General features: G+C 71.5%; 26 protein-coding genes. 7 read left to right on the forward strand and 19 right to left on the reverse strand.

The window, feature by feature from the left end; genetic code table 11:
- Positions 1 to 72: 72 nt before the first annotated feature.
- Entirely contained in the window at positions 73 to 309 is a 237-nt protein-coding gene (locus tag ACWCSU_RS34290) for a glutaredoxin domain-containing protein (RefSeq protein ID WP_449940542.1), read from the forward strand.
- On the opposite strand, the gene ACWCSU_RS34295 is transcribed toward ACWCSU_RS34290, so the two are convergent.
- The 8 genes from ACWCSU_RS34295 to ACWCSU_RS34330 form a co-directional block, all read right to left on the reverse strand.
- On the reverse strand, positions 296 to 1,831 hold the full coding sequence (locus tag ACWCSU_RS34295; RefSeq protein WP_357694397.1) for a PucR family transcriptional regulator: 1,536 nt from the start codon (positions 1,829 to 1,831) through the stop codon (positions 296 to 298). The two genes, ACWCSU_RS34290 and ACWCSU_RS34295, sit on opposite strands and share 14 nt — an antisense overlap.
- Positions 1,822 to 2,484 (reverse strand): TenA family protein, encoded by a 663-nt coding sequence (locus tag ACWCSU_RS34300; RefSeq protein ID WP_357694398.1) that lies wholly within the window; start codon positions 2,482 to 2,484, stop codon positions 1,822 to 1,824. Before ACWCSU_RS34300 ends, ACWCSU_RS34295 begins: the two co-directional genes overlap by 10 nt.
- Before the next feature lie 9 nt (positions 2,485 to 2,493).
- Positions 2,494 to 2,967, reverse strand: a complete 474-nt coding sequence (locus tag ACWCSU_RS34305; RefSeq protein WP_357694400.1) for a GNAT family N-acetyltransferase — start codon at positions 2,965 to 2,967, stop codon at positions 2,494 to 2,496.
- Positions 2,968 to 3,112: 145 nt separating this feature from the next.
- On the reverse strand, positions 3,113 to 3,850 hold the full coding sequence (gene dapB, locus ACWCSU_RS34310; protein WP_189652749.1) for a 4-hydroxy-tetrahydrodipicolinate reductase: 738 nt from the start codon (positions 3,848 to 3,850) through the stop codon (positions 3,113 to 3,115).
- Positions 3,851 to 3,963: 113 nt separating this feature from the next.
- Positions 3,964 to 5,271 carry a M16 family metallopeptidase gene (locus ACWCSU_RS34315; RefSeq protein WP_357694402.1) on the reverse strand — a complete coding sequence of 436 codons (1,308 nt, stop codon included), beginning with the start codon at positions 5,269 to 5,271 and terminating at the stop codon, positions 3,964 to 3,966.
- A 46-nt stretch (positions 5,272 to 5,317) separates the two neighbouring features.
- A complete protein-coding gene (locus tag ACWCSU_RS34320) occupies positions 5,318 to 7,654 on the reverse strand; it encodes a polyribonucleotide nucleotidyltransferase (protein WP_364094077.1) in 2,337 nt (778 codons plus the stop codon).
- Positions 7,655 to 8,051: 397 nt separating this feature from the next.
- Positions 8,052 to 8,321: a 30S ribosomal protein S15 gene (rpsO, locus tag ACWCSU_RS34325; RefSeq protein ID WP_195896693.1), complete on the reverse strand. Its 270-nt coding sequence runs from the start codon at positions 8,319 to 8,321 to the stop codon at positions 8,052 to 8,054.
- 186 nt (positions 8,322 to 8,507) lie between these two features.
- Complete coding sequence (locus ACWCSU_RS34330; RefSeq protein ID WP_357694406.1) at positions 8,508 to 9,434, reverse strand: bifunctional riboflavin kinase/FAD synthetase; 927 nt, start codon at positions 9,432 to 9,434, stop codon at positions 8,508 to 8,510.
- 102 nt (positions 9,435 to 9,536) lie between these two features.
- Between ACWCSU_RS34330 and ACWCSU_RS34335 the strand changes: the two genes are divergently transcribed.
- Positions 9,537 to 10,556 (forward strand): TRM11 family SAM-dependent methyltransferase, encoded by a 1,020-nt coding sequence (locus ACWCSU_RS34335; RefSeq protein ID WP_364094072.1) that lies wholly within the window; start codon positions 9,537 to 9,539, stop codon positions 10,554 to 10,556.
- 79 nt (positions 10,557 to 10,635) lie between these two features.
- Here ACWCSU_RS34335 and truB read toward each other — a convergent pair whose 3' ends face one another.
- The 8 genes from truB to rimP form a co-directional block, all read right to left on the reverse strand.
- Positions 10,636 to 11,508, reverse strand: a complete 873-nt coding sequence (gene truB, locus ACWCSU_RS34340; protein ID WP_357694410.1) for a tRNA pseudouridine(55) synthase TruB — start codon at positions 11,506 to 11,508, stop codon at positions 10,636 to 10,638.
- On the reverse strand, positions 11,490 to 12,524 hold the full coding sequence (locus tag ACWCSU_RS34345) for a DHH family phosphoesterase (protein WP_449940550.1): 1,035 nt from the start codon (positions 12,522 to 12,524) through the stop codon (positions 11,490 to 11,492). Before ACWCSU_RS34345 ends, truB begins: the two co-directional genes overlap by 19 nt.
- Positions 12,521 to 12,961: a 30S ribosome-binding factor RbfA gene (gene rbfA, locus ACWCSU_RS34350; RefSeq protein WP_364094065.1), complete on the reverse strand. Its 441-nt coding sequence runs from the start codon at positions 12,959 to 12,961 to the stop codon at positions 12,521 to 12,523. The genes ACWCSU_RS34345 and rbfA overlap by 4 nt, the downstream gene beginning before the upstream one ends.
- Before the next feature lie 39 nt (positions 12,962 to 13,000).
- Entirely contained in the window at positions 13,001 to 13,297 is a 297-nt protein-coding gene (locus ACWCSU_RS34355) for a DUF503 domain-containing protein (RefSeq protein ID WP_357694667.1), read from the reverse strand.
- Positions 13,298 to 13,417: 120 nt separating this feature from the next.
- Positions 13,418 to 16,528, reverse strand: coding sequence for a translation initiation factor IF-2 (gene infB / locus ACWCSU_RS34360; RefSeq protein WP_449940552.1), 3,111 nt, complete (start codon positions 16,526 to 16,528; stop codon positions 13,418 to 13,420).
- Between the two features lie 125 nt (positions 16,529 to 16,653).
- Entirely contained in the window at positions 16,654 to 16,953 is a 300-nt protein-coding gene (locus ACWCSU_RS34365; protein ID WP_357694418.1) for a YlxR family protein, read from the reverse strand.
- Positions 16,937 to 17,941: a transcription termination factor NusA gene (gene nusA / locus ACWCSU_RS34370; RefSeq protein ID WP_357694420.1), complete on the reverse strand. Its 1,005-nt coding sequence runs from the start codon at positions 17,939 to 17,941 to the stop codon at positions 16,937 to 16,939. The genes ACWCSU_RS34365 and nusA overlap by 17 nt, the downstream gene beginning before the upstream one ends.
- A 12-nt stretch (positions 17,942 to 17,953) precedes the next feature.
- A complete protein-coding gene (gene rimP, locus ACWCSU_RS34375) occupies positions 17,954 to 18,448 on the reverse strand; it encodes a ribosome maturation factor RimP (RefSeq protein WP_364094057.1) in 495 nt (164 codons plus the stop codon).
- A 284-nt stretch (positions 18,449 to 18,732) separates the two neighbouring features.
- Between rimP and ACWCSU_RS34380 the strand changes: the two genes are divergently transcribed.
- Together ACWCSU_RS34380 and ACWCSU_RS34385 are read left to right on the forward strand one after the other, a co-directional pair.
- Positions 18,733 to 19,230, forward strand: a complete 498-nt coding sequence (locus ACWCSU_RS34380) for a hypothetical protein (protein ID WP_449940556.1) — start codon at positions 18,733 to 18,735, stop codon at positions 19,228 to 19,230.
- Positions 19,227 to 19,703 (forward strand): ferritin-like domain-containing protein, encoded by a 477-nt coding sequence (locus ACWCSU_RS34385; RefSeq protein ID WP_397042948.1) that lies wholly within the window; start codon positions 19,227 to 19,229, stop codon positions 19,701 to 19,703. The genes ACWCSU_RS34380 and ACWCSU_RS34385 overlap by 4 nt, the downstream gene beginning before the upstream one ends.
- An 86-nt stretch (positions 19,704 to 19,789) precedes the next feature.
- Here the strand turns inward: ACWCSU_RS34385 and ACWCSU_RS34390 are convergent, their stop codons facing one another.
- Together ACWCSU_RS34390 and ACWCSU_RS34395 are read right to left on the reverse strand one after the other, a co-directional pair.
- A complete protein-coding gene (locus tag ACWCSU_RS34390) occupies positions 19,790 to 21,532 on the reverse strand; it encodes a proline--tRNA ligase (RefSeq protein WP_449940559.1) in 1,743 nt (580 codons plus the stop codon).
- A 118-nt stretch (positions 21,533 to 21,650) separates the two neighbouring features.
- Positions 21,651 to 22,322 carry a hypothetical protein gene (locus tag ACWCSU_RS34395; RefSeq protein ID WP_357694430.1) on the reverse strand — a complete coding sequence of 224 codons (672 nt, stop codon included), beginning with the start codon at positions 22,320 to 22,322 and terminating at the stop codon, positions 21,651 to 21,653.
- Positions 22,323 to 22,455: 133 nt separating this feature from the next.
- Between ACWCSU_RS34395 and ACWCSU_RS34400 the strand changes: the two genes are divergently transcribed.
- Positions 22,456 to 23,433, forward strand: coding sequence for an acyl-CoA dehydrogenase family protein (locus tag ACWCSU_RS34400; RefSeq protein ID WP_449940562.1), 978 nt, complete (start codon positions 22,456 to 22,458; stop codon positions 23,431 to 23,433).
- Between the two features lie 6 nt (positions 23,434 to 23,439).
- Here ACWCSU_RS34400 and ACWCSU_RS34405 read toward each other — a convergent pair whose 3' ends face one another.
- Positions 23,440 to 23,913: a hypothetical protein gene (locus ACWCSU_RS34405; protein ID WP_449940563.1), complete on the reverse strand. Its 474-nt coding sequence runs from the start codon at positions 23,911 to 23,913 to the stop codon at positions 23,440 to 23,442.
- A 101-nt stretch (positions 23,914 to 24,014) separates the two neighbouring features.
- Between ACWCSU_RS34405 and ACWCSU_RS34410 the strand changes: the two genes are divergently transcribed.
- Both ACWCSU_RS34410 and ACWCSU_RS34415 read left to right on the forward strand, forming a co-directional pair.
- A complete protein-coding gene (locus ACWCSU_RS34410) occupies positions 24,015 to 25,082 on the forward strand; it encodes an LLM class flavin-dependent oxidoreductase (RefSeq protein WP_364094040.1) in 1,068 nt (355 codons plus the stop codon).
- The gene (locus tag ACWCSU_RS34415) at positions 25,079 to 26,143 is read left to right on the forward strand and encodes a hypothetical protein (protein ID WP_449940565.1); all 1,065 of its coding nucleotides are present in this window, start codon (positions 25,079 to 25,081) and stop codon (positions 26,141 to 26,143) included. Before ACWCSU_RS34410 ends, ACWCSU_RS34415 begins: the two co-directional genes overlap by 4 nt.

Consider the following 26,143-nt stretch of genomic DNA (forward strand, 5'->3'; position numbering starts at 1 on the left):
AACTCCAGTTGGCACATGAGAGTATTCGGCGCTCGCGCCACCCGTCAAACCCACTCAACGGATCGGAAATACATGATCATCGTGTACAGCGCTCCCTGGTGCGGCCACTGCCACCGGCTGAAGGCGCAGCTCTCCCGCGCCGGCATCCCGTACACCGAGCTCGACGTGGACGAGACCCCCGGCGCCGTGGACCTCATCGCCGAGCTGAACGGCGGCTCCTGGCTCATCCCCACGGTCGTCTTCCCGGACGGCTCCGCCCTGGTCAACCCCAGCGTGGACGAGGTACAGGCCCGCCTCAGCGCATCCTGAGCGCCAGCAGGAAGTCGACCCGCTCGTCCCAGGAGTTCAGCGACCTGCCGGTCAGCTCCTCGATCCGGCGCAGCCGGTAGCGCAGGGTGTTGACGTGCACGTGCAGGCGTTCGGCGGTGGCCACCAAGGAGCCCGACTCCTCCAGGTACGCCTGCAACGTCTCCAGCAGGTCCGTCTGGTTGGCCGCGTCGTACGACTCCAGCCGTCCCAGCAGCCGTGACCGGAACGCCCGGCGCAGCTCCCCCGGGATGGCCGCCAGCAGGGTGCGATGGGAGCTGACGTCGTCGCCGGTGATCACGCTGACCCGGTCGCCGCTCAGCGCGGCCAGCGTGAGCGCGTGCCTGGCCTCCTCGATGAGGCTGCTCAGCGCCGCCGGGCCGGTCGTCACGCTGCTCAGCCCGAGCGTGATGCGGCCCTGGCCGAGCCCCGCCTCCAGGGTGCGCGCGCCCCTGAGCACGTGAGCGGTCAGCTCCTCGGCCGTGTTGCCCGCCAGCGGGACGAGCGCGACCGCCTCGGCCGCGCCGGTGGCCGTGACGATGCCGGGCGCGAGCGGCCGCAGCAGCTCGTCCAGCACGGGCACGGCGACCTCGTCGGCGCCGCCGTCCAGCCGCGCCGACAGGGCGACGGCCAGCAGGCCGTGCTCGGTCTCCACGTGCAGCGTGTGCAGGCGCGAGACCACGCCCGGCAGCGCCGCGTCCCCCGACTCCAGCAGCGTCAGGAGCTGGTCGAGCACCCGCCGCTCGATCCGCTGCGCCGCTTCCAGCCGCGAGCGCTCCAGCGCCACGAGCGCGGCCAGCTCGACGATCAGGTCCTCGTTCTCCCCCTGCACCTGCTCGCCCGCGTAGGCCAGGAACCAGTTGGCGATCCGATGCGGCGCCCCCTTGCCGACCGGGAACACCGACAGCGTCGTGCCGTCCTCCTGGGTCACCATCCCCGGCAGGAAACGCGCGGTCAGGAACGTGTGCGCCAGCCGCAGCCGGGCCGGTGCGCCGAGCGGCTGGGAGCCGACGATCACCCGGCCCGTCGGCGAGAGCACCCAGCAGGGCACGTCGAGCTCGCCCGCCACCGCCGTGACGAGCTTGGTGAGGCTGCCGCCGTCGACCAGGGTGCTGGCCAGGCGCCTGCGGGCGGCGTACGCGGGCCGCGGCGGGGTGCCCAGCTCGGCGATCAGCGCCCGCAGCACGTGCTCGGTGACCTGGCTGAACGGCACGTCCACCGGCAGGGTGAGCAGCGGCAACCCGGCCTCGGCGCAGGCGTCGATGAGGTCGGCGGGCGGAACCTTGAGCGCGGTGCCCGCGACCAGCGCCGCCACGTCCCCGAGGCTGGTGACGAAGTCGCGGGAGGAGGCCGGGCCGGTGTGCCAGGTCAGCTCGGTCAGCACCAGCTCGCCCGTCTTGACGAACATGGCGGGGTCGGGCAGGTCGGTCGTCGCGACACCGCGTACGCGCCGGTCGAGCAGGTCGTGCCCGGTCAGCACCTTCAGGGCCAGCTGGTCGGCCTGGAGGAGGTCCCTCAGCCGCATGGCCAGCCTTCCCGGCGCCAGGCCGCGTCCCAGAACATCCACTCGTAGCGGGCCGTGGTGAGGGCGCGGTCGAGCAGCCGCAGCCGCTCCTCGCCGCCCGGCGCGAGCCCGTCGAGCAGGTCGAGCACCCCGGCCACGGTCTCCTGGTAGCCCTCGCCGCCGTAGGTGTCGATCCACCAGGCGTAGAGCGGGTCGGGAGAGGACCGGCCGAGCAGGGTCTCGCCGACCCGGGCGTAGATCCAGTAGCAGGGCACGATGGCGCCCAGCGCCTCGGGGAACGTCCCCAGCGAGCACGTGCGCACCAGGTACGAGGTGTAGCCGACCGTCGTGGGCCCGGCGGGCGTCTTGCGCGCGTCGGCCTCGTCCAGCCCGAACGCGGCCAGCAGCTCCACCACGAGGCTGTGCTCGACCTCGACGGTCATGGCGGCGTCGCGGGCGAACCGCTGCACACCGGACGGCTCGGGCGAACGCGCCGCGCACGCCGCCAGCGCCCTGGCGTAGTCGGGCAGGAAGTGCGCCTCCTGCACCACGTAGTGGCGGAACGCCTCGCGCGGCAGGGATCCGTCGGTCAGCCCCGACAGGAACGGGTGGGCCAGGATCTGGTCGTACACACCGCCGACGACCTGCCACAACTCATCACGAAACCGGCTCACCCACTCAGGCTATCGGCGCATCACGACCCGCGGCGCCACCTCGATGCCCAGCTCGCGCTCGTGTTCCACCAGCTCGCGCAGCTCCGGGCCCCACTCGGACTCTGGCAGCACCGCGAAGCCGTGCCGCTCGTACCAGGGGGCGTTCCAGGGCACGTCACGGAAGGTCGTCAGCGTGACCGCCGGTGCCCCGACGGCCCGCGCGTGGTCGGCCACCGCCTCCACCAGCCGCCCGCCGACGCCCTGCCGCATGTTGTCCGGGTGCACGGCGAGCTGGTCGAGGTGCAGGTTGCCGTCGACCCACCCGATCAGCGCGAACCCGGCCGGCGGATCGCCTTCGACCAGCACCGACGCCGGGTCGTCGACATCTTCGACCATCGTCGTGCCGGGCGGGAAGACGATTCCGGCCTGCTCGAACAGCTTGTCGGCGGCCAGCTCCACGGAGATCAGCCCGGGGAGCTCGTCCGGGTCAGCCCATCGCACCATGACGACACGGTCTCACGTTTCGGGCGGACCACGCCGCTCGTATTAGTGTTGATGATCGTAGGCCCGGCTGTGCGGAGCCGGGACCCTCTCCTCACGACGTGCCCATGACCCCATCCCTTGCGGTCATGGGCACGTCGTGCAGCGGTCACAGGTCGAGCAGGGGCTCCAGGCCCACGGTGAGGCCCGGCAGCTCGCGCACCCGGCGCACGCCCAGCAGCACGCCAGGCGTGAACGCCGACCTGCTCATCGTGTCGTGCCGGATGGTGAGGATCTCGCCGTCGCCGCCGAGCAGCACCTCCTGGTGGGCGATCAGCCCGGCCAGGCGCACCGCGTGCACGTGCACGCCGCCGACGTCGGCGCCGCGGGCGCCGTCGAGGGCGGTGCTGGTGGCGTCGGGCATCCCGCCGAGCCCGGCCTTCCCGCGCGCCTCGGCCACCAGCTCAGCGGTACGCCGGGCGGTGCCCGAAGGGGCGTCGGCCTTGTTCGGGTGGTGCAGCTCGATGATCTCGACGGACTCGAAGTGGCGGGCCGCCTGCTGCGCGAAGTGCATCATGAGCACGGCCGCGATGCCGAAGTTGGGAGCGATGAGGCAGTTGACGCCCGGCGAGCGTTCCAGCCACCCGCGCACGGTCTCCAGCCGGCCGGCGTCGAACCCCGTGGTGCCCACCACCGGGTGCACGCCATGGGCGATGGCCCATTCCAGGTTGCCCATGACCACGTCGGGATGGGTGAAGTCGACCACCACCTCGGCGCCTTCGAGCCCCTCGACGGGATCGTCCTTGTCCAGCGCGGCCACCAGCTCCAGGTCGTCCGCCGCCTCGACGGCCTTGCACACCTCGACGCCCACGCGACCACGCGCGCCCAGCACACCAACCCTGATCACAGCCCAACCCTATTACGCCCGGCTCCCCCTCCCAAGCAACCCCCGGGACCGCAGAGCGATGGGGGAGCTCCCCGACCGGGAACTCCCCCATCTCAGAACAGAACCTCAGGGCGTCAGGCGATGGCCTCGGAGAAGTCCTTGTCCCCGTACGGCCCGATGACCGCCAGCGTGAGCGGCCGGCTCAGGACGTCGCGGGCGACCTCCCCGATCTCGTCGGGGGTGACCGCCTCGATCCGCGCCAGCACCTCGTCCACCGACATCAGCTCGTCGTAGACCAGCTCGTTCTTGCCGATGCGCGACATGCGCGACCCGGTGTCCTCCAGCCCGAGCACGAGCCCGCCGCGCATCTGCCCCTTGCCGCGCATGATCTCGTCCGCGGAGAGCCCTTCGGCCACCACCCGGGACACCTCGTCCCGGCAGATCTTGAGCACGTCGTCGATCTTCGAGGGCAGGCAGCCCACGTAGATCCCGAACTGCCCGGTGTCGGCGTAGGCGGAGGTGTAGCTGTAGGCGGAGTAGGCCAGCCCGCGCTTCTCCCTGATCTCCTGGAAGAGCCGCGAGGACATGCCGCCGCCCAGCGCGGCGTTGAGCACGCCGAGCGCGAACCTGCGGTCGTCGGTCCTGGACATGCCGGTCGTGCCGAGCACCAGGTTGGCCTGCTCGGTCGGCCGGTCCAGCACCCTGACCCCGGAACGGGTCTCGGCGCCGGGCCCGCTGGTGCGCGGCGCGGCGAACTCGTAGGGGCCCTCCAGCGCGCCCGCCCGCTCGTACGCGCGGGCGACCAGCTCGACGACCTCCTCGTGCCGCACGTTCCCCGCCACCGACACCACGGTGGTACGCGGCCGGTAGTAGCGGTGGTAGTACTCGGCGATGCGCTCGCGGCCCAGGGTGTTGATCGACTCGACCGTGCCCAGGATGGGCCGGCCGATCGGCGAGTCACCGTAGAGCGCGGCCGCGAACTGCTCGTGCACCACGTCGGACGGGTCGTCGTCGTGCATGGCGATCTCTTCCAGGATCACCCCGCGCTCGGACTCGACGTCCTCCTCGGTCACCAGCGAGCTGGTCACCACGTCGGCGAGCACGTCGACCGCCACGGGCAGGTCCTCGTCGAGGACCCGCGCGTAGTAGCAGGTGTACTCCTTGGCAGTGAAGGCGTTGATCTCGCCGCCGATGCCCTCGATGGAGGCCGAGATCTCCATCGCGTCCCGCGTGGGCGTGCCCTTGAACAGCAGGTGTTCGAGGAAGTGGGTGGCCCCCATGTGCTCGGGGGCCTCGTCACGCGAGCCGATGCCGACCCACATGCCGACCGCGACGCTACGCACGGTCGGCATGGTCTCGGTCACCACACGGAGCCCGCCCGGCAGGACGGTGCGCCTGACGACCCCGGCTCCGTCCTTGCCGGGGTGCAGCGTGGTGGTCATCACGAGGCCTCCTGCTTCGGGGGTGCCGAGATCTGTGGTTGGCCGGTCACGAGTTGCGGTCGTCGCCCTCGTTGGGGCGGCTGGTGCGCACGCGGGTCCGGGTGCGGCGCGGCCGGTCGGACTTCTCCTCGGCGGCGGCGGAGTCGGCCTCGGGCGCGGGGGCCTCGCCGTCCTCGGCGCCGGCCGCGGCCTTGGCCTCCTTCTCGGCGGCCTCCTTCTCGATGACCTCGACGGGCACGAGGGAGAGCTTGCCCCGGCCGTCGATCTCGGCGATCTCGACCTGGATCTTCTCGCCGACGCCCATGACGTCCTCGACGTTCTCGATGCGCTTGCCGCCGTGCAGCTTGCGGATCTGGGAGACGTGCAGCAGGCCGTCCTTGCCGGGCATGAGCGAGATGAACGCGCCGAAGGCCGCGATCTTGACGACCGTGCCCAGGTAACGCTCGCCGACCTCGGGCATGTGCGGGTTGGCGATGCTGTTGATCGCCGTGCGGGCGGCCTCGGCCGAGGGCCCGTCGGTGGCGCCGATGTAGATCGTGCCGTCGTCCTCGATGGTGATCTCGGCGCCCGTGTCGTCCTGGATCTGGTTGATCATCTTGCCCTTCGGGCCGATGACCTCGCCGATCTTGTCCACCGGGACCTTGATGGTGATGATGCGCGGCGCGGTCGGGTTCATCTCCGCCGGAGAGTCGATCGCCTCCTGCATCACGTCGAGGATCGCCAGACGGGCGCCCTTGGCCTGCTTCAGCGCGGCGGCCAGCACGGAGGCGGGGATGCCGTCGAGCTTGGTGTCGAGCTGGAGGGCGGTGATGACGTCCTTGGTGCCGGCGACCTTGAAGTCCATGTCGCCCATGGCGTCCTCGGCGCCGAGGATGTCGGTCAGCGTGACGTAGCTGCCGCCCTCGCTGATCAGGCCCATCGCGATGCCGGCGACCATCTCCCTGAGCGGCACACCGGCGTCCAGCAGCGCCATCGTGGACGCGCAGACCGAGCCCATCGAGGTGGAGCCGTTGGAGCCGAGGGCCTCGGAGACCTGGCGGATGGCGTACGGGAACTCCTCGCGCGAGGGCAGCACCGGGATGAGCGCCCGCTCGGCCAGCGCGCCGTGACCGATCTCGCGGCGCTTGGGCGAGCCCACGCGGCCCGTCTCACCGGTGGAGTACGGCGGGAAGTTGTAGTTGTGCATGTAGCGCTTGGTCCGCTCGGGGTTGAGCGTGTCGATGTTCTGCTCCATGCGCAGCATGTTCAGCGTGGTGATGCCCAGGATCTGGGTCTCGCCGCGCTCGAACAGGGCCGAGCCGTGCACCCGGGGCACCACGTGGACCTCGGCCGACAGGGCGCGGATGTCCTTGGTGCCACGGCCGTCGATGCGCAGGCCCTCGTTGACGACCCGCTCGCGCATGAGCTTCTTCATGACCGAGCGGAACGCGGCGGAGATCTCCTTCTCGCGCCCCTCGAACTCGGGCAGCAGCCGCTCGGCGGCCAGCGCCTTGACCTTGTCGAGCTCGGTCTCGCGCTCCTGCTTGCCGGCGATGGTCAGCGCGGCGGCCAGCTCGGTCTTGATCGCGGCCTCGACCGCGTTGTAGACGTCGTCCTGGTAGTCGAGGAAGACCGGGTACTCGGCGGTCTCCTTGGCGGCGACCTGCGCGATGCGGGACTGCGCCTCGCACAGCACCTTGATGAACGGCTTGGCGGCCTCAAGACCCTGCGCGACGGTCTCCTCGGTCGGCGCGACCGCGCCGTCGGCGACCAGCTTGAGCGTGTCCTTGGTGGACTCGGCCTCGACCATCATGATCGCGACGTCGCCGTCGTCGAGCAGGCGGCCCGCCACGACCATGTCGAACGTGGCCCGCTCCAGCTCGGGGTGCGTCGGGAAGGCCACCCACTGGCCCTCGATCAGCGCGACCCGCACGCCGCCGATCGGGCCGGAGAACGGCAGCCCGGCGAGCTGCGTGGACAGCGAGGCGGCGTTGATGGCGACCACGTCGTAGAGGTGGTCGGGGTTGAGCGCCATGACCGTGGCGACGACCTGGATCTCGTTGCGCAGGCCCTTGACGAACGACGGGCGCAGCGGCCGGTCGATCAGGCGGCAGGTCAGGATCGCGTCCTCGGACGGACGGCCCTCACGGCGGAAGAACGAGCCGGGGATGCGGCCCGCGGCGTACATGCGCTCCTCGACGTCGACCGTGAGCGGGAAGAAGTCGAGGTTCTCCTTGGGAGCCTTGGACGCGGTGGTGGCGGAGAGCACCATCGTGTCGTTGTCGAGATAGGCGACGGCGGAACCCGCCGCCTGGCGCGCGAGACGGCCGGTCTCGAACCGGACCGTGCGCGTGCCGAACGAGCCGTTGTCAATGACGGCTTCAGCGGTGTGGACACCCTCCACGGGGGACCTCCTTGTGGTCGGTCACCCGCGCCCTCTTTTCTCACCGGCACCCTCGTGCCTATGAGGAGATCTGCTCGTCAGACCGCCGCCTATCCGTCGTGCCCGGTCGGCACCGTGGCGGCGGTCGGTCAGCACGTCTCCCCATAGAAGGTGCAGCGCCGGTCTTCGATCGAAGCGCCCGGTCGTTCTTACCGGAAGCCACTACCGAGGACCGGCCCGCAGGCGTCGCGGGTCGCATGGTGCTGAATCGGACGCGGGGGCTGTGTGTCTCGGATATTCAGTTGTACGCCGACGGCGCGGCGGTTGCCCGCCACGACGCGCCGGTCGCGTGTGCTCCTACCCACATGGGCGGAGCCATATGAGAAGGGAGCGGCGTCGAGCGCCGCTCCCTTTCATGTTATCGGCGCAGACCGAGTCGCTCGATGAGCGACCGGTAACGCTGGATGTCGACCTTCTGCAGGTACTTCAGCAGACGACGCCGGCGACCGACGAGCAGAAGCAGGCCACGACGGCTGTGGTGGTCGTGCTTGTGCGTCTTCAGGTGCTCGGTGAGCTCGCTGATGCGCTTGCTGAGCAGCGCGATCTGCACCTCGGGCGAACCGGTGTCGCCCTCGGTCGTCGCGTACTCGCCGATGATGGTCTTCTTGGCAGCGGTGTCGAGGGACACGGCTCTCCTTCGATCTACGGACACGCGTGAATGAGATGAAGAGTGCGAACGACCGTGCGTGCCTACAGTCGCCGCGTGAAGGCCGTCGTTGGGCAGCGCAGCAGCGCTCCCGTTACAGAGCCGACATGCAAGGTTACCATCGGAGTCAAGTGCTTCGCGCCCGCGACGATCAGGCCCCGCCCGGTGTCACGAGGTGATGCGGCGGGCGGCGTCGACGTCGGCGTGGATCTGGTCGATCAGCGCCTCGATCGACTCGAACCGGGTGTTGCCCCGCAGCCGGGCGGCGAACTCCACCGCCACGTGCACGCCGTAGAGCTCCAGGTCGTCGCGGTCGAGCGCGTACGCCTCCACTGTACGCGGCACGCCCTCGAACGTCGGGTTCGTCCCCACCGAGATCGCCGCCGGCCACCGCTCACCCTCGTACGGCGCGGGCAGGTTGGCCACCGGGACGCACTCCAGCCACCCCGCGTAGACCCCGTCGGCCGGGATGGCCGTCTGCTGCGGCGTCTCGACGTTGGCGGTCGGGAAGCCGAGCTGCCGCCCCCGCTGGTAGCCGCGCACGACCACGCCCTCGACGCGATGGGGACGGCCCAGCTCGGCGGCGGCCCCCTCGACGTCACCGGCGACGATCAGCCGGCGCACGGAGGTCGAGGAGACGCCGTCGAGCAGCGGCACCACCTCGACCTCGAAGTCGTACTTGTCGCCCAGCGCGCGCAGCGTCTCGACGTCACCGGCGGCGCCGTGGCCGAACGTGAAGTCCGCCCCCACGACGACGACCGCGGCCCCGAGGCGTTCGCTCAGCACGGCCCGCGCGAAGTCGTCGGGGCTCGTCCGCGACAGGTCGAGCGTGAACTCCACCACCTCGACGTCGTCGACGCCCAGCTCGGCCAGCAGCTCGGCGCGCCGCTTGAGCGTGGTCAGCCGCGCCCGCCGGGTGCCCGGCAGCACCACCTCGTCGGGATGCGGCTCGAACGTGACCGCCACGCTGCGCGCCCCCCGCTCGCGGGCCAGCCCGACCGTCCGCTCGATCACTTCGCGATGCCCGCGATGGACCCCGTCGTACACGCCGATGGTCACCACAGACCCTCTCGAACCCCGCACGCTAGGCCCCATTCGTTCGTGGCAGATCAATCCGACACAAGCCTGCCATGCACCTGCCGCTCACCTCCAATCGAGGGGCGGAGCGCGGTATTCCCGCAAGTAGGATGAGCCATCATGCCTCGATACGCGCTCCTGATCCTGCCCGCCTTCAACCGGGTCTACGGCGAGAGCTCCCCACGCCTGACCAGGGGCGAGCTGGCCGTCTTCAGCGACCACGCCATCGAGAACACCGTGCTCGACAGCGCGGAGACCACCATCGGCGGCGTCCCGTACATCACGTTCGAGACCGCCGAGCCGCTCTCCGAGGCCGACGTCGCGCTGCTGTCCAACCTCTCCTCCGTCTACGCGGTCTTCGGCGTCGAGGGCGACCTGCTCCGGCCGCTGGCCATGCGCCCGCTCGACCGGCTGAGCAGCGACCTGCTCACCATCCAGAAATACGCCGGCAAGACCAACGAGCACTTCACCAAGCTGCTGCTCAACGTCACCGTGCTCGCCGCCGACCGGCCCATGTCCGACAGGTTGTCGGTGTTCGACCCGATGTGCGGCCGTGGCACCACCCTCAACCAGGCCCTCATGTACGGCTACGACGCCTACGGCCTCGACGTCGACGGCAAGGACTTCGAGGCGTACACGAACTTCATCAAGACCTGGCTGCGCAACAAGCGGCTCAAGCACACCGCCGAGACCGTGCCGGTGCGGCGGGCGCGGGCGCTGGTCGGGCGGCGGCTCAACGTCACGTTCGGGCTGTCCAAGGAGGCCGTCAAGGAGGGCGACGTCCAGCAGCTCGCCGTGGTCAACGCCGACACCCTCAAGAGCCGTGAGTTCTTCAGGCCCCGCTCGTTCGACGTCGTCGTGACCGACGCCCCCTACGGCGTCCAGCACGGCAGCAAGGGCGGCGGCGGCCTGTCCCGCAGCCCGCTGGAGCTGCTGAGGCAGGCCGTGCCGGTCTGGGCCGAGCTGCTGCGCCCCGGCGGCGCGATGGGCATCTCCTGGAACACCTACGGCGGCAAGAGCGCCGAGCTGGCCGCGATCCTCACCGGCGCCGGCCTGGAGGTCATGGACTACCCCGACTTCGAGCACTGGGTCGACCAGGCGATCGTCCGCGACATCCTGGTCGCCCGCAAACCCGCCTGACCGCCGCCTCTCCGGGGGCGGGCGCTCAGCCGGCGGCGGGCGCTCAGCCGGCGGCGGGCGCTCAGCCGGCGGCGGGCGCTCAGCCGGCGAAGACGGCCAGCGGCTTGGCGATCCGGCCCTGCTCCTCCACCAGCGCCAGCAGCTCGCCCTCCGGCCCGAACACGCCGATGGGCCCGCTGCCGAGCCCGGCCGCGGGCAGCCGGCCGCCGTGGCCGATCACGCGCGCCTCCTCGGCGGTCACGTCCCGGCGCGGGAACGCCGCCGCCACCGCCTCGCCGATCGGCAGCACCACGCACTCCTCGGCGAGCTGGTCGATGCTCCGGGCCAGCGACAGGTCGTAGGGGCCGACCCGGGTCCGGCGCAGGCTCGTCAGGTGGCCGCCGACGCCGAGCGCGGCGCCCAGGTCGCGGGCCAGGGCCCGGATGTAGGTGCCGCTGGAGCAGGTCACGACCGCGTCGACGTCCACGACGTCGCCGGCGGCCCTGATGTCGAGCACGTCGAAGCCGTACACGGTCACGGGACGGGCCGCGAGCGCGACCTCCTCGCCCGCGCGGGCCATCTTGTACGCCCGCTGCCCGTTCACCTTGATCGCGCTGACCTGCGGCGGCACCTGCATGATGGCGCCGGTGAGCGCCGCGACGCCCTTGTGCACCTCGGCGGCCTCGACCTCCGCCGCCGACGCCGTGGCCACGGTCTCGCCCTCGGCGTCGTCGGTGTTGGTGGTCACGCCCAGCCGGATCGTGGCCTCGTAGACCTTCTCCGTCAGCGCCAGGTGCCCGAGCAGCCGGGTCGCCTTCTCCACGCCGATCACCAACACGCCGGTGGCCATCGGGTCGAGGGTGCCGGCGTGCCCGACCCGGCGGGTGCCCGCGATGCGCCGCATCCGGGCCACCACGTCGTGCGAGGTCCACTCGCCCGGCTTGTCGACGATGATCAGACCGCTCTCGGCCATCCAGCCTTCCCCAGCTCTCGTCTGAACTTGGCCATGGTCTCCTCCACGCTGTCGTAGGAGGTGAACCCGGCCGCGTTGTGATGCCCGCCGCCGCCCAGCGCGGCACACACGGCTGCCACGTCGACCTCGCCCTTGGACCTGGTCGACACCTGCCAGTCGCCGTGGTCGTCCTCCTTGAGCACGACCGCGACCTCGGCCTCGTCGGTCCGCCGGACGATGTCGATCATGCCCTCGATCTCCGAGTACGGCAGCCCGTACGCGGCCCGGTCGACCCGCGGCACGTACGTCCAGACCATCGAGCCCTCAAGCTGCACCCGGTCGAGCGCCCTGGCCAGCACCTTGAGGTAGCCGAACGGCGCGCGGTCCCACAGCTCGCGGGCGATCTCGTCGGTGTGCAGGCCGGTGGCCACCAGCCGGGACGCCATCCGGTGCACGGCAGGCGTGGTCGAGGCGTAGCGGAAGGACCCCGTGTCGGTCACCAGCCCCGTGTACAGGCAGGTGGCGATGTCCCGGTCGAGACTGCCGCCGAGCCGGTAGATGAGCTGCTCGGCCAGCATGGCCGTAGCCGCCGCCTGCGGGTCGATGAGGCTGTGCGTGCCGAACCCGGCGTTGGACGGGTGATGGTCGATCACGATGACCTCTTCGGCCCTGGCCGCGTTGGGGCTGAGCAGGCCCAGCCGCTCGAACGTGGACGAGTCGAAGGTGATCATCAACGCCGGCGCCTCGGGGTAGTCGGCCGGCGGGCACAACATCTCCTGCCCCGGCAGGAACCGCAGGATCCGCGGGACCGCGAAGTACTCGTCGCCGAAGGAGGCCACGACCCGCTTGCCGATCGAGCGCAGCACGTAACCGACGGCCAGCATCGAGCCGAGCGCGTCGCCGTCGGGCGACACGTGACAGGCCAGGGCGACCTCGTCGACCTGGTCGATGAGCTGGATCGCGCGCTCCCAGGCGGCCTTGGGGATGCCCAAGGTCTCCTGGGAGGGCCACTCGGCTCGGGCCACGTGGGACGTCACGCCTGGTCGTCCTCACCCTCATCGGGCTTCTTGTACGGGTCGGACTCTCCGGCGTAGGCCGCGCCCTCGGCCTTGCGCGCCACCTCGGCGTCCCGCGCCCTGGCGGCGTTGATCAGGTCGTCGAGCTGGCGGGCACTGTCGGGCAGCGGGTCGTGCCGGAACGTCAACGTCGGGGTGAAACGCACGCCGGTCTGGCGGCCCACCTCGGCGCGGATGATGCCCTTGGCGCTTTCGAGGGCGGCCGCGCTGTCGGACCGCTCAGCGTCGGAGCCGAACACCGTGTAGAACACCGTCGCCTCGCGCAGGTCAGCCGTGATGCGTGTGTCGGTCACGGTGACGAAGCCCAGGCGCGGGTCCTTGATCCGGCGCTCCAGCATCTCGGCGACGATCTGCTGGATGCGGTCGGCGAGCTTGCGCGCTCGTGCGGCATCCACCATGTTCGCTCCCCCTCACGCACGACCTGGCCGTGCTGTCGTTCAATCTTCGTCGTTGTAGAGGCGCTGTCTGGCTGACAGCAACTCGATGTCAGGGCGGAAGGCCACCATCCGCTCGCAGGCGTCCATCACCTCTTTGCAGTTACCCGCGGAGGCGGAGATCACCGCGACGCCGACCTCGCACCTGCGATGCAGGTCAAGATGACCGGTCTCGGCCACCGCGATGGACGGGTAACGTCGCTGCAACTCCGCGATCAGAGGCCGGACGACAGAGCGCTTCTGCTTCAGCGACCGAACGTCGCCGAGCAGGATGTCCAGGGTCAGAGCACCCACATACATCGTGTGAAACCACCGCTTGGCCTGGTGGGGTGGAAGCACGGCCGGTCCACTGCGGTGGGAAGGGGGCCCGGACGTGCGAGAGGCGCCCGGCGGAGGTTCCGCCGGGCGCCCGGCCGCGGGTCAGACCCGCGGCTTCTCCCGCATCTCGAACGTCTCGATCGTGTCGTCGATCCGGATGTCGTTGTAGCCGACACCGATACCGCACTCGAAGCCCTCACGGACCTCGGTGGCGTCATCCTTGAAGCGACGCAGGGACGAAACGGTCAGGTTGTCGGCGATGACGACGCCATCGCGGATCACCCTGGCCTTGCTGTTGCGGACGATCGTGCCGGAGCGGACCAGCGAACCGGCGACGTTGCCGATCTTCGGCACCTTGAAGACCTCGCGGACTTCGGCGGTGCCCATCTGGACCTCTTCGAACTCGGGCTTGAGCATGCCCTTGAGCGCCGCTTCGATTTCCTCGATCGCCTGGTAGATGACCGAGTAGTAGCGGATGTCGACGCCCTCGCGCTCGGCCAGGTCGCGCGCCCGAGGCTCGGGGCGGACGTTGAAGCCGATGATGACCGCGTTGTCGTCGGCGACGGCCAGGTTGACGTCGTACTCGGTGATGGCGCCGACCGCGCGGTGCAGGACACGGAGCCTGACCTCGTCGCCGACGTCGATCTTGAGCAGGGCGTCTTCCAGGGCCTCCACCGAACCGGACACGTCACCCTTGATGATGAGCTTGAGCTCGTCGACGCGACCCTTCTCGAGGTTGCTGAACAGCTCCTCGAGGGTGAGGCGGCGGCTCGACTTCGCCATGTCGGCGCTGCGCTTGCGCGCCGCGCGCTGCTGGGCGATCTGGCGGGCCATGCGGTCGTCGGTGACGACGATGAAGTTGTCACCGGCGCCGGGAACGGCCGTCAGACCCATCACCAGGACCGGACGCGACGGCGTGGCCTCTTCGACCGCGTCGCCGTTGTCGTCGAGCATCGCGCGGACGCGGCCGAAGGCCTCGCCACACACGATCGAGTCGCCCACGCGCAGCGTGCCGCGCTGGACCAGGACGGTCGCGACGGGGCCGCGGCCCTTGTCGAGGTGGGCCTCGATCGCGATGCCCTGGGCGTCCATCGTCGGGTTGGCCCGCAGGTCGAGCTCGGCGTCGGCGGTGAGCAGGATGGCCTCGAGGAGGTTGTCGATGCCCGTGCCGTTCTTCGCCGAGATGTCGACGAACAGGGTCGAGCCGCCGTACTCCTCGGCGACCAGGCCGTACTCGGTGAGCTGGGCGCGGACCTTGTTGGGGTCGGCACCCTCCTTGTCGACCTTGTTGACCGCGACCACGACCGGCACGTCGGCCGCCTGGGCGTGGTTGAGCGCCTCGATCGTCTGCGGCTTCACACCGTCGTCGGCCGCGACCACCAGCACCGCGATGTCGGTGGACTTGGCGCCTCGGGCACGCATGGCGGTGAACGCCTCGTGACCCGGGGTGTCGATGAAGGTGATCTTCCGGTCTTCGCCCTCGTGCACCGCGGGGACCTGGTAGGCACCGATGTGCTGGGTGATGCCACCGGCCTCGCGCGCCACCACGTTGGTCTTGCGGATGGCGTCGAGCAGCTTGGTCTTACCGTGGTCGACGTGACCCATGACGGTCACGACCGGCGGACGCGCGGCAAGGTCGCCCTCGTCGCCCTCGTCCTCGCCGAACTCGATGTCGAAGGCCTCGAGAAGCTCGCGGTCCTCCTCCTCCGGGCTGACGACCTGGATGTTGTAGTCGAGCTCCGCGCCGAGGAGCTGCAACGTCTCCTCGTTGACCGACTGGGTCGCGGTCACCATCTCGCCGAGGTGCAGCATGATCTGCACGAGCGAGGCGGGGTTCGCGCCGATGCGGTCGGCGAAGTCGGACAGCGACGCACCGCGCGGCAGGCGGATCGTCGCGCCGTTGCCGCGAGCGACCTGCACACCGCCGATCGCCGGCGCCGACATGTTGTCGAACTCCTGGCGCCTCTGACGCTTGCTCTTACGACCACGCGCGGGACGGCCACCGGGACGCCCGAACGCGCCCGCCGTGCCACCGCCGCGACCACGGCCGCCGCCACCCGGACGACCGGCGAAACCACCGCCGCCGCCACCGGGACCACCGGTGCCGGTACGGGGACCGGCGCCGCCGCCACCGGGACGACCGGCGAAACCGCCGCCGCCACCGGGACGACCGCCGCCACCGCCGGGACGGCCACCGCCGCCACCGCCGCCGGGACGACCGCCACCGCCGCCACCACCGGGACGCGGGCCACCACCCGGACCGGCAGGACGACCCTGCGGCATCATCATCGGGTTGGGACGCGGCCCACCCGGACGGGGACCACCCGCGCCGGGACCGGGACGCGGACCGGCCGCACCGGGCGGACCGGGACGCGGACCAGCGGGACGCGGACCGGCCTCGCCGCCGCCACCGGGACGCGGCGGACGGGGACCCGCGCCGTCACGCGGCGGACCCTCACGACGCTCGCGCTGGCCGGGGCCACCGCCGTCGCGGCCACCGCCGGGACGCGGCGGACGGGACTGGCCCATGCCGCTGGCGTTGGACGAGAACGGGTTGTTGCCCGGACGCGGGCCACGCGGACCCGGCTTGGGACCGGGACCAGGACGCGGGCCGCCGCCTGCGGGCGCACCCGGACGCGGAGCCTGCTGCTGACCGCCGCCGCCACCGGAAGGCTGCCCGGGACGAGCCGCCGGACCGGGCTTGGGACCCGGACGGGCGGCGGGACCCGGACGCGGCCCCGGAGTCGGACGCGAGGGCGCGCCGGAACCGGCCGCGCTCTCGAAGCGGGCCTGCGGAGCCCCGGAGGTCTCGCCGCGCGCCGCCTCGGGCTGCTGCTGCGGCTGGTGGGGCATCGGCACCGGCGGACGCGGCTGAGCGCCGGTCGCGGGGCCGGGACGCGGGCCGGGCCTCGGACCCGGACCTGGACGCGGAGCAGTTGGGGTCGGCGCCTCCGCGGCGCCGTTGCCGGCCTGCTGTTCGGCCGGACGGGGCGCAGCCTTCGGCGGCTGCGGCCTGTTGGACGACGAACCGCCGCCCCTGGAGGGCCCACCCTTCGATGCGCCCAGAGCTTCGGTGAGCCTGCGGACCACCGGCGCCTCGATGGTCGAGGACGCCGAACGGACGAACTCCCCCATCTCTTGGAGCTTGGCCATGACGACCTTGCTCTCTACGCCGAACTCCTTAGCGAGCTCGTATACCCGGACCTTCGCCACTGCACTCCCTTACTCGGCCCGGGAGGCTGGCTGTGCCGTCCGGACCGTCGTTAACTTGACGTCTTCATCGCCGCGTGCTCATCAGGCGCTCATAGCAATCTGACTCCGCCCATCAACTCGGCGTCCTACATGACATTTCGTGATTCTCCCTCCAGGTGTGCCCGCACACCTGCGACGTCAAGCGGCCCCGGCACGCGGAACGCGCGCGGGAACGCTCGGCGGCGCTCGGCGAGCTCCAGACAGCTCAAGGACGGATGCAGTGATGCACCGCGGCCAGAAAGCCGTCCTCGCAGATCAGGGACCACATGGTCCTCGATCCGCACCAGACGGAGCAGCTCGGACTTAGCCGTGCGAACCCTGCAGCCCACACAGGTGCGCTGTGGGGCCGCGTGGCCACCATATTCCAGCTTACCGTGTTGACGCATCTACGGAACCGGCGGCATCCTCGGCTTGGGTGTCAGGCCGGATGTCAATGCGCCATCCGGTGAGCCTGGCGGCAAGCCGGGCGTTCTGCCCTTCCTTACCGATGGCCAGCGAAAGCTGGTAGTCGGGGACCGTCACTCTTGCGACCCGTCCTTCGAGATCGAGAACCTCGACATGGGAAACACGCGCAGGAGACAGCGCATTCCCCACGAAGTCGCCCGGATCCTCGGACCAGTCGATGATGTCGATCTTCTCGCCGTGCAGCTCGGTCATCACGTTGCGGACGCGCGAGCCCATCGGGCCGATGCAGGCGCCCTTGGCGTTGACGCCCGGCTTGCGCGACCTGACCGCGATCTTCGTACGGTGGCCGGCCTCGCGGGCCACCGCGGCGATCTCGACGGTGCCGTCGGCGATCTCGGGCACCTCCAGCGCGAAGAGCTTCTTGACCAGGCCGGGGTGGGTGCGCGACAGCGTCACCGACGGCCCCTTGTGGCCCTTCTTCACCTGCACCACGTAGGCGCGGATGCGCTCGCCGTGCACGTAGTCCTCGCCGGGGACCTGCTCGGCGTGCGGCAGGACGGCCTCGATCTTGCCGAGGTCGACCAGCACCACGCGCGGGTCCTTGCCCTGCTGGATCACGCCCGAGACCAGCTCGCCCTCGCGGCTGGCGAACTCGCCGAAGTTGATCTCGTCCTCGGCGTCGCGGAGCTGCTGCAGGATGACCTGCTTGGCGGTGGTCGCGGCGATCCGGCTGAAATTGCCCGGAGTGTCGTCGAACTCCCTGACGACGTCGCCCTCGTCGTCGAGCTCGGCCGCCCAGATCGTGACGTGGCCGCTGCCGCGGTCGAGCTCGGCGCGTGCCTTGGGCGCAGCGCCCTCGGTGCGGAAGTAGGCGATCAGCAGCGCGTCCTCGATCGCCTTGACGACCAGGTCGAAGGAGATGTCCTTCTCCCGCTCCAGGCTGCGCAGGACGCTCATGTCGATGTCCACGAGGCTTCCCCCTTAGCCTTCGTCGCCGTCGACGTCGTCGGTGTCGTCGATCCGGCGGAACTCCACCTGCACCCGGCCTCGGGTCAGGTCCTGGTAATCGAGCCGGCGCGCGGAGCCCGCGACGTCGAGGTCGACGCCGCTCTCGTCCGCCGCCAGGATGCGGCCCTCCATCACGGTGCCGTCTCTCATCTCGGCCTTCACCAGCCGCTTGGCGGCACGGCGCCAGTGGCGCGGCTCGGTGAGCGGGCGGTCGACGCCCGGAGAGGAGACCTCAAGCGTGTAGGCGGCCTGCCCCATCACGTCGTCCTCGTCGAGCGCGGTGGAGACGGCCTGGCTCACGTCGGCGATGTCGTCGAGGCTCACGCCGCCGTCGCGATCGACGATCACGCGCAGCAACCGCCTCTTGCCCGCCTGGGTGACCGTGACGTCCTCCAGATCGAGGCCCTCCGCGCCGACCACAGGCTCCAGGAGCTTCATCAGGTGGTCGCGGGATGATGCGCTGCCCATATCGACCTCCCCTATTGTCATGTCTCAGCCGGGCGGACCTCGCCACTGGCTCTCCGTCGGCCGGCTGCGCAGCCAGCGACGACAGTTGACACCCTATCTGTACGGAGGCACGAGGAGAGCGCCACTCGTCGTGGTCGAGTGGCGGAGCGTCGCCTGACGGCGTTCCCGGGCACCAGCCCGTACGATGCTATCTGCGCCCGCAGTCACCTGGAGCCGTCTCCGGCGGCATCCCGGTCACCGGGGTCCGTCGTCACCGGGTCCGTAGTCACCGGAGGTCCAAGCCCGTGCGCCCGCGTCACCTCTCCAGGCGAGCCGTGCTGGCGGGCGGAGCGGCCGCCCTGACGGCCTGCAGCGCCTCGGGCCCGGCCAAGCCCGCGACCCCTGAGCCCGACTCGCCCGAGACCGTCCTGCTGCGGCAGGTGATCGCCGACAAGGAACGCACGGTCGCCCTCTACTCGGCGCTGATCGCGGGCGGCGCCGAGTCCCTGGAGCCCTTCCGCGCCCGTCACCAGGCGCACCTGGCCGAGCTGCGCAAGTACCTGCCCGCGGGCACACCGCCCGCCGCCACGCCGACCGCGCCGGTCTCGCCGGGCGCGTCGCCCGCCGCCACGCCGTCGAAGTCCCCCAAGCCCTCGTTGGCGCGGCTGCGGGACGTCGAGCGCCGGGCGGCGGCCCAGCGGCCCCGTCAGCTCGCCGGCCTGTCCCCCGGCGTGGCCCAGCTCATCGCCAGCATCGGGGCGTGCGAGGCGGTCCACGCCGTGTCGCTGCCGAAATCATCGTGAACGGGGTCGTGGTGGACGGGGACGACATCGAGAAGCTGCGCAAGGCCCTGGCCGCCGAACACGCCGCCGTGTTCGCCTACGGCCTCCTGGGGGCGCGTACGAGCGGCGCCCTGCGGGACCTGACCGGCGCCGCGTACGACGCCCACCGGGCCCACCGCGATCAGCTCCGCAGCCTGATCACCAGCCGCGGGGGCAGGCCGAACGAGTCGGAGCCCTCCTACGCGCTGCCGTACGTGCCCACGGGCGGCGCGCAGGCCGCCCGGCTGGCGGCGCAGGTGGAGAACGGCATCACGGCCGCCTATCTGGAGCTGGCCGCCGCCCGCGACGCGACGTTGCGCAGATACGCGGCGCTGGCCATGCAGGAGTCGGCGACCCGCGCCTACGCCTTCCAGCCGGCACCGCCCGCGGCCTTCCCCGGCATGCCGGGCAGCAGCCCCGCCCCCACGACGTCGCCGTCGCGCCCCGGCGGCTGACCACCGCGGCGCCGGGACGGTGGCCCGGCCCCCCGGGGCTGACCACCGCGGGGCCGGACCGGTGGCCCGGCCCCACGGCGGGCGGGTCAGCGGCAGGCGGCCAGGATGCGCGTGGCGGCCTCGGCGAGGGGGATCTCCTCCTTGACGCCGGTCACCCGGTCGCGCAGCTCGATGACGCCCTGCGACAGCCCGCGCCCGATCACCACGATCGTCGGCAGGCCCAGCAGTTCGGCGTCCTTGAACTTGACGCCGGGCGAGACCTGGGCACGGTCGTCGACGAGCACCCGCAGCCCCTGCGCCTCCAGCTCGCCGGCCAGCTCAAGGGCGGCCTCGACCTGGTTCTCCTTGCCGGTGCCGACGATGTGCACGTCGGCGGGCGCGACCTCGCGCGGCCACACCAGGCCGAGCTGGTCGTGGGCCTGCTCGGCGATGACGGCCACGGCCCGGGAGACGCCGATGCCGTACGAGCCCATGGTGATGCGGACGGGCTTGCCGTCGGGGCCGAGGGCGTCGAGGCCGGCCGCGTCGGCGTACTTGCGGCCGAGCTGGAAGATGTGACCGATCTCGATGCCGCGGTCGATGGACAGCGGGGAGCCGCAGCGGGGGCAGGGGTCGCCCGCGCGCACCTCGGCGGCCTCGATCGTGCCGTCGGGGACGAAGTCGCGCCCGGCGACCACGTCGACGGCGTGCTTGCCGGGCTCGTTGGCGCCCGTGACCCAGGAGGTGCCGGTGACGACGCGGGGGTCGACGAGGTAGCGGATGCCCAGCTCGCGCAGGACCTGCGGGCCGATGTAGCCGCGTACGAGACCGGGGTGGGCGGCGAAGTCGGCGGCCTCGAAGATGGCGGGCTCGCCGGGCGCGAGCGCGGCCTCCAGGCGCTTGAAGTCGACCTCGCGGTCGCCGGGCACGCCGACGATCAGCGTCTCGACCTTGTCGGAGCCGGGCGTGGTGACCTTGACGACGACGTTCTTCAGCGTGTCGGCGGCGGTGACGGACAGGCCGTGGCGCTCGTTGACGTAGGACACCAGCGACTCGATGGTCGGGGTGTCGGGCGTGTCGAGGACCCGCATCGGCGCGGCGCCGTCGAGGTCGCGGACGGCCGGCGGGGTGGTGGTGACGGCCTCGGCGTTGGCCGCGTAGCCGCAGGAGTGGCAGGCCACGAACGTGTCCTCGCCGGTGGGGGTGGGCGCCAGGAACTCCTCGGAGGCCGAGCCGCCCATCGCGCCCGAGGTGGCGAACACGATCTTGTACTCGATGCCGAGCCGGTCGAACGTGCGGATGTAGGTCTCGCGGTGCTGCTCGTAGGAGCGCTTGAGGCCGTCGTCGTCGAGGTCGAAGGAGTAGGAGTCCTTCATCAGGAACTCGCGGCCGCGCAGGATGCCGGCCCTGGGCCTGGCTTCGTCGCGGTATTTGGTCTGGATCTGGTAGAGCGTGACCGGGTAGTCCTTGTACGAGGAGTATTCGCCCTTGACCATGTCGGTGAAGAGCTCCTCGTGCGTGGGGCCGAGGAGGTAGTCGGTGCCCTTGCGGTCCTGGAGCCGGAACAGCAGGTCGCCGTACTCGGTCCAGCGGCCGGTGGCCTCGTAGTACTCGCGGGGCAGCAGGGCGGGGAAGAGCACCTCCTGACCGCCCATCCGGTTCATCTCCTCGCGGACGATCCTGGTGACGTTCTCCAGCACCAGCTTGCCGAGGGGCAGCCACGAGTAGATGCCGGGCGCCACGCGGCGGACGAAGCCGGCGCGGACGAGGAGCTTGTGGCTCGGCACTTCCGCGTCTGCCGGGTCGTCCCGCAGGGTGCGAAGAAACAACGACGACATGCGCAGCAACACGGCTACTCCTTGCTCGGGCCTGGATGTGAAGGACTACAGGCTATCGACTCGGGGAGCCATGCCGCTCGGCGTTAAACGGGCGCGTACGGACGAGAGGCCGGATCGCCGGGGCGTGCGATCAGGCGGAGAGGGGCAGCCAGCCGCCCACGAAGACGGCCAGGCCCACCGAGAACAGGCCCGCGAAGACGGCCGAGACGGCCAGCGCGCGCACGCGGGCCCGCCTGTTCCTGCGCAGCACCACGACCAGGGCGACGGCCAGCAGCGCGACCACGGTGGCGGGTCCCGGCCAGAACGCCGGCTCGCTGTCGATGAACCCGGGGGTCGCGCGGTCGACGACGTCGGCGATGAGCAGGGCGCCGATCGCGCCCGCGGCCAGGTCGCCCCAGGCGTCCCTCCTGCGGGTGACGTAGGCGAGCAGGCCGAGGCCGACGAGCAGGCCGACCGTCCAGTTCAGGCCGGCGACGCCGCCGCCGATGATGTCGAAGCCGTCCGCACCGCGCAGCGCGCTCGCGCCCATGGCCGCGACCAGGGTGGACACCGCCGCCAGGAACGTGGTCAGCAGCGCCCAGCCGAACCCCGACGCGGTGGCGCCCACGACCAGCGCGAGGGTCAGGTAGGCGTACGGGTCGTAGAGCTGGCCGAACCAGACCGGTCCTTTGCCGGCGGTGAGCATGCCGACCAGGCCCACGGCCAGTCCCGCCAGGAAGGCCGCCAGCACGTGGTGTTCCATGCGGCGCAGACGCCGGTCGCATTCGGCGAAGTCGGCGTACTCGATTGCGGTGTGGTTCATCTTCATTCCCTGGTCAATCCCTCCCCCGGAAATGTCTAGGGATGACCACATCCAGATTATGTATCCATCCTAAAAAGGCAAATTTCGGTCATCCGGATCTAAGGCAAGCAATCGCTTGGTTTAGGATGCTCGGGTGACCCTCTCCGATGAGCTCGGCGCCGTCGTCCGCGCCTATCTCGCCGACCGGCCGGACGCGACATGGCAGGCGTTCGCGCGCGACGTGGGCGTGGCGGGGCTGCTCGTGCCCGAGCGGTACGGCGGCGCCGGCTGCGGCCCGCGGGAGGCGGCGGCCGTGGCCGAGGAGTTGGGACGCGCGCTGTCACCCCACCCGTTCCTGCAGTCGGCCGTGATGGCCGTCGGCGCGCTCATGGCCGACGGGGACGGCGCGGCGCGCGCGCGGCTGCTGCCGGAGCTGGCCTCGGGGGCGGCGACGGCGACCGTCGTGCTGCCGGGCGACGGCGACCTGCTGCTGGAGGGCGACCGGCTCTCGGGGGCGGTGCCGTACGCGCTGGAGGGCGAGGTCGTGCTCGCCTACGCCGGCGGGCGCCTGGTGGAGGCCGTGCCGACGCGGCGGGCGGCGTACCCGACCGTGGACGAGACCCGGCCGCTGGTCCGCCTCGCCTTCGACCGCGCACCCGTGCGGCTGCTGGGCCCGGGGACGTCGTGGGCCCGCGTACGGGACCTCGGGATCGCGGCGCTGGCGGCCGAGCAGACCGGCGGCGCGGCCCGCTGCCTGGAGATGGCCACCGAGTACGCGCGGTCGCGGCGGCAGTTCGGCCGGCCGATCGGCTCGTTCCAGGCGATCAAGCACAAGCTGGCCGACGTGCTGCTGCTCGTGGAGTCCGCCCGCTCGGCGGCACACGCGGCGGCGGAGTCGGCGGCCCAGTCCGCAGCGGAGCCGGACGTCTTCGCCGCCGTGGCGGGGTCGTACTGCGCGGAGGCCTACCTGACGGCGGCGGGCGAGAACATCCAGGTGCACGGCGGGATCGGGGTGACCTGGGAACATCCGGCGCACCGGTATCTCAAGCGGGCCACGTCCGACGCCCAGCTCCTCGGCCCGCCGCAGGCGCACCGCGCCCGCCTGGCCCCGCACGTCTTCGGCGAGGCGTAGCACGGCTCAGCCGCCGAGCAGCTCCTCCCACGGATGGCGGGTGTTGGTGCGGCGGGTGGTGTCGAGGGCCTCGGCCAGGCGCCACAGCCCGGGACGCGCGCGCACCCGCGCCCGGCCCATGGGGTCGACCGCGCGCAGCTCGAACCGCACGCCCATCACCTCCAGCACCGCCGAGCCCGCGCCCGAGTGGCCGGCGGCCGCGGGCTCGGACGCGTCGGCGTCGCCCGCCTGCTCGGCGAGCAGCGCGGCCACCTCCGAGGCGTAGGGCCCGTCGCGCCACTCGATGTGCCAGCTCCGGTCGGCGCCGCGCCACCACGTCAGGTCGCGGCAGCACTCGATGAAGTCGGCCTCGGTCGCGAGGGCGGCCATCACCCGGCCGAACGCCTCGTAGCCCCGCGCGTCGGAGAGTGAGGGATCGTCGTCGCCATGGTCGTGGAACGTGCCGTCCTTCGACCGCCGCAGCGCGTGCTTTCGCCTCACGAGCAACCACTCTGATCGGCGGCGCGCCCTTCCCGCAAGACTTCGGCCCTGATAGTCTCTACCAAGCGAGCGCTTGGTTCACTACTTTCGCCGGAGGCGCGATGACGTCCCTACGGATCAGCCTGGGGTACGAACTGGAGGTCCGCGGCCGCACCCGCGAGGTCGAGCAACAGGCGTTCCAGAACGTGATCGAGCAGGTCGTCCTCGGCGATCGGCTCGGGTTCGACACGGCCTGGTTCGTCGAGCACCACTTCACCAGGGGCTTCTCCCACTCCTCCGCCCCCGACCTGGTCCTGGCGGCCATCTCCCAGCGCACCGAGCGCATCCACCTGGGGCTCGGCGTGGTGCTGCTGCCGTTCCAGTCCCCCATCCGCACCGCCGAGCGGGTCGCCACCCTCGACGTGCTGAGCGGCGGCCGGGTCGAGTTCGGCACGGGACGCGGCGCCTCGCCCCTGGAGTACCAGGCCTTCCAGAAGCCGTTCGAGAAGTCGCGGCAGATCTGGGAGGACTCGCTGGAGGCCACCCTGGCCATCTGGCGGGCCGACGGCGAGCCGGTCAGCAGGTCGAACGAGTTCTTCGAGATTCCCGACGTGGCCGTCTACCCGCGTCCGGTCCAGGAGCCGCACCCGCCCGTGTGGGTGGCCTCCACCTCGCTGGAGGGCTACCTGGCCGCCGCCCGCCACGGCTACAACCTGCTGGGCATGACGATGCTCAAGGGCATCGACGACGTCGCCGCCGATATCGCGAAATATCGGGAGTGCCTGGCCGAGAGCGGCTTCGACCCCGACTCCCGCCGGATCGCCCTGATGATCCCCTGGTTCGCCGCCCCCACCCGGGACGAGGCCACCGCCACCGCCGCCGACGCCGTCCTGTGGTACATCCGCCGCCAGGTCAACCTGGTCACCCCGCCCGACTACTACGACGCCCGGCACGCCACCCACCGCGTGCTGGGCCAGCTCGCCGCCGGGATGCCGCCCGAGGAGGCCATGGCCACGCTGCGCGAGCACCTCATGGTCGTGGTGGACGACGTGGAGGGCTCGCGCAAGGCCCTGGCCAGGATCGCCGAGGCGGGCGCCACGGACCTGATCATCCAGGCGCAGGTCGGCGGGCTGGCCCACGAGAGGGTGTGCGAGTCGATGACGCTGTTCATGAACGAGGTGGCCCGTTGACGGCCGCCCGCTGGCTGACCCGCGACGACCTCGCCGCGACCGGACGCTCCGCCGAAGGGCTGCTGCTCGTGGCCCCCGACCTGTCCAGCGTGTTCCCGGCCGGCCCGCAGGAGGCCGCCGCGACCGGGCTCACCGGGGCGGCGCTGCGCGCGGCCGGCGTCGGCGGGCGTGACCGGGTCGTGGTGGCGCTCGCCGAACCGGCGGGCGCGCTGTGGGCCGCCGCCGCCGCGGACGTCGCGCGGGCCGCCGCCGCGGTCGGGCCGCGCGGCCGCCTGCGCCTGCACCACGCGCTGACCGCGCTCGGCGCGACCACGCTGGTCAGCACGCCGACGGGCGCGATGGACCTGCTGGCCCGCCTGCATCTGGAGTTCCTCCTCGACCCGCTCGACCTCGGGCTGGAACACATCGTCCTGACCGGCGAGATCGCCTCCAAGCGCACGATGGGACACCTGGCGGGCGAGTTCGGCTGCGCGGTCACGGAGGTGCTGGCCAGCCCGTTCGGCGGCGGCGCGCTCGCGTTCAGGACGGCCGAGGACGCGCCGCTCACCCCGCTCGCGGACGGCGTGCTGGGCCTGGCCTCGCTGACCAAGGACGACCGGGCCGGTCAGGAGGCCGCGCTGGCCGAGCTGGTCGTCACGCCGTCCGGGCACCCGACGCTGGGCGACGCCGTGCTCAGGACCGGCCTGGTGGCCAGGGCCGACGGCTCCGAGCTGCCCGCGCCCGCGCACACCGTCGGCGAGCACGTGCTGGTCAGGGGCGTGTGGCTGGCGTTGCCCCGGATCGAGAAGGCACTGTCGAAGATCGACGGCGTGACCGGCTGGGAGTTGTCGGTCGAACGTCAGGGCACCCTGGACGCCGCCGCCCTGACCGTGTCGTTCGGCCGGGAGAGCCTGATCAGGAACCCCATGTGGCGGTCGAGGATCGAGCAGGCCGTACGGGCCCTGACCCCGATCTCCGTCGACGTGCGGATCGCCCAGGACGTCCAGGAGACCCCTGTGCCCGGCACTGTGGACGACCGGCGCGGCCACCATCTCGGACGGGACAGAGCCCTCCTCAGCTAG

It is taken from the genome of Nonomuraea sp. NPDC001699 (genome assembly GCF_053596455.1).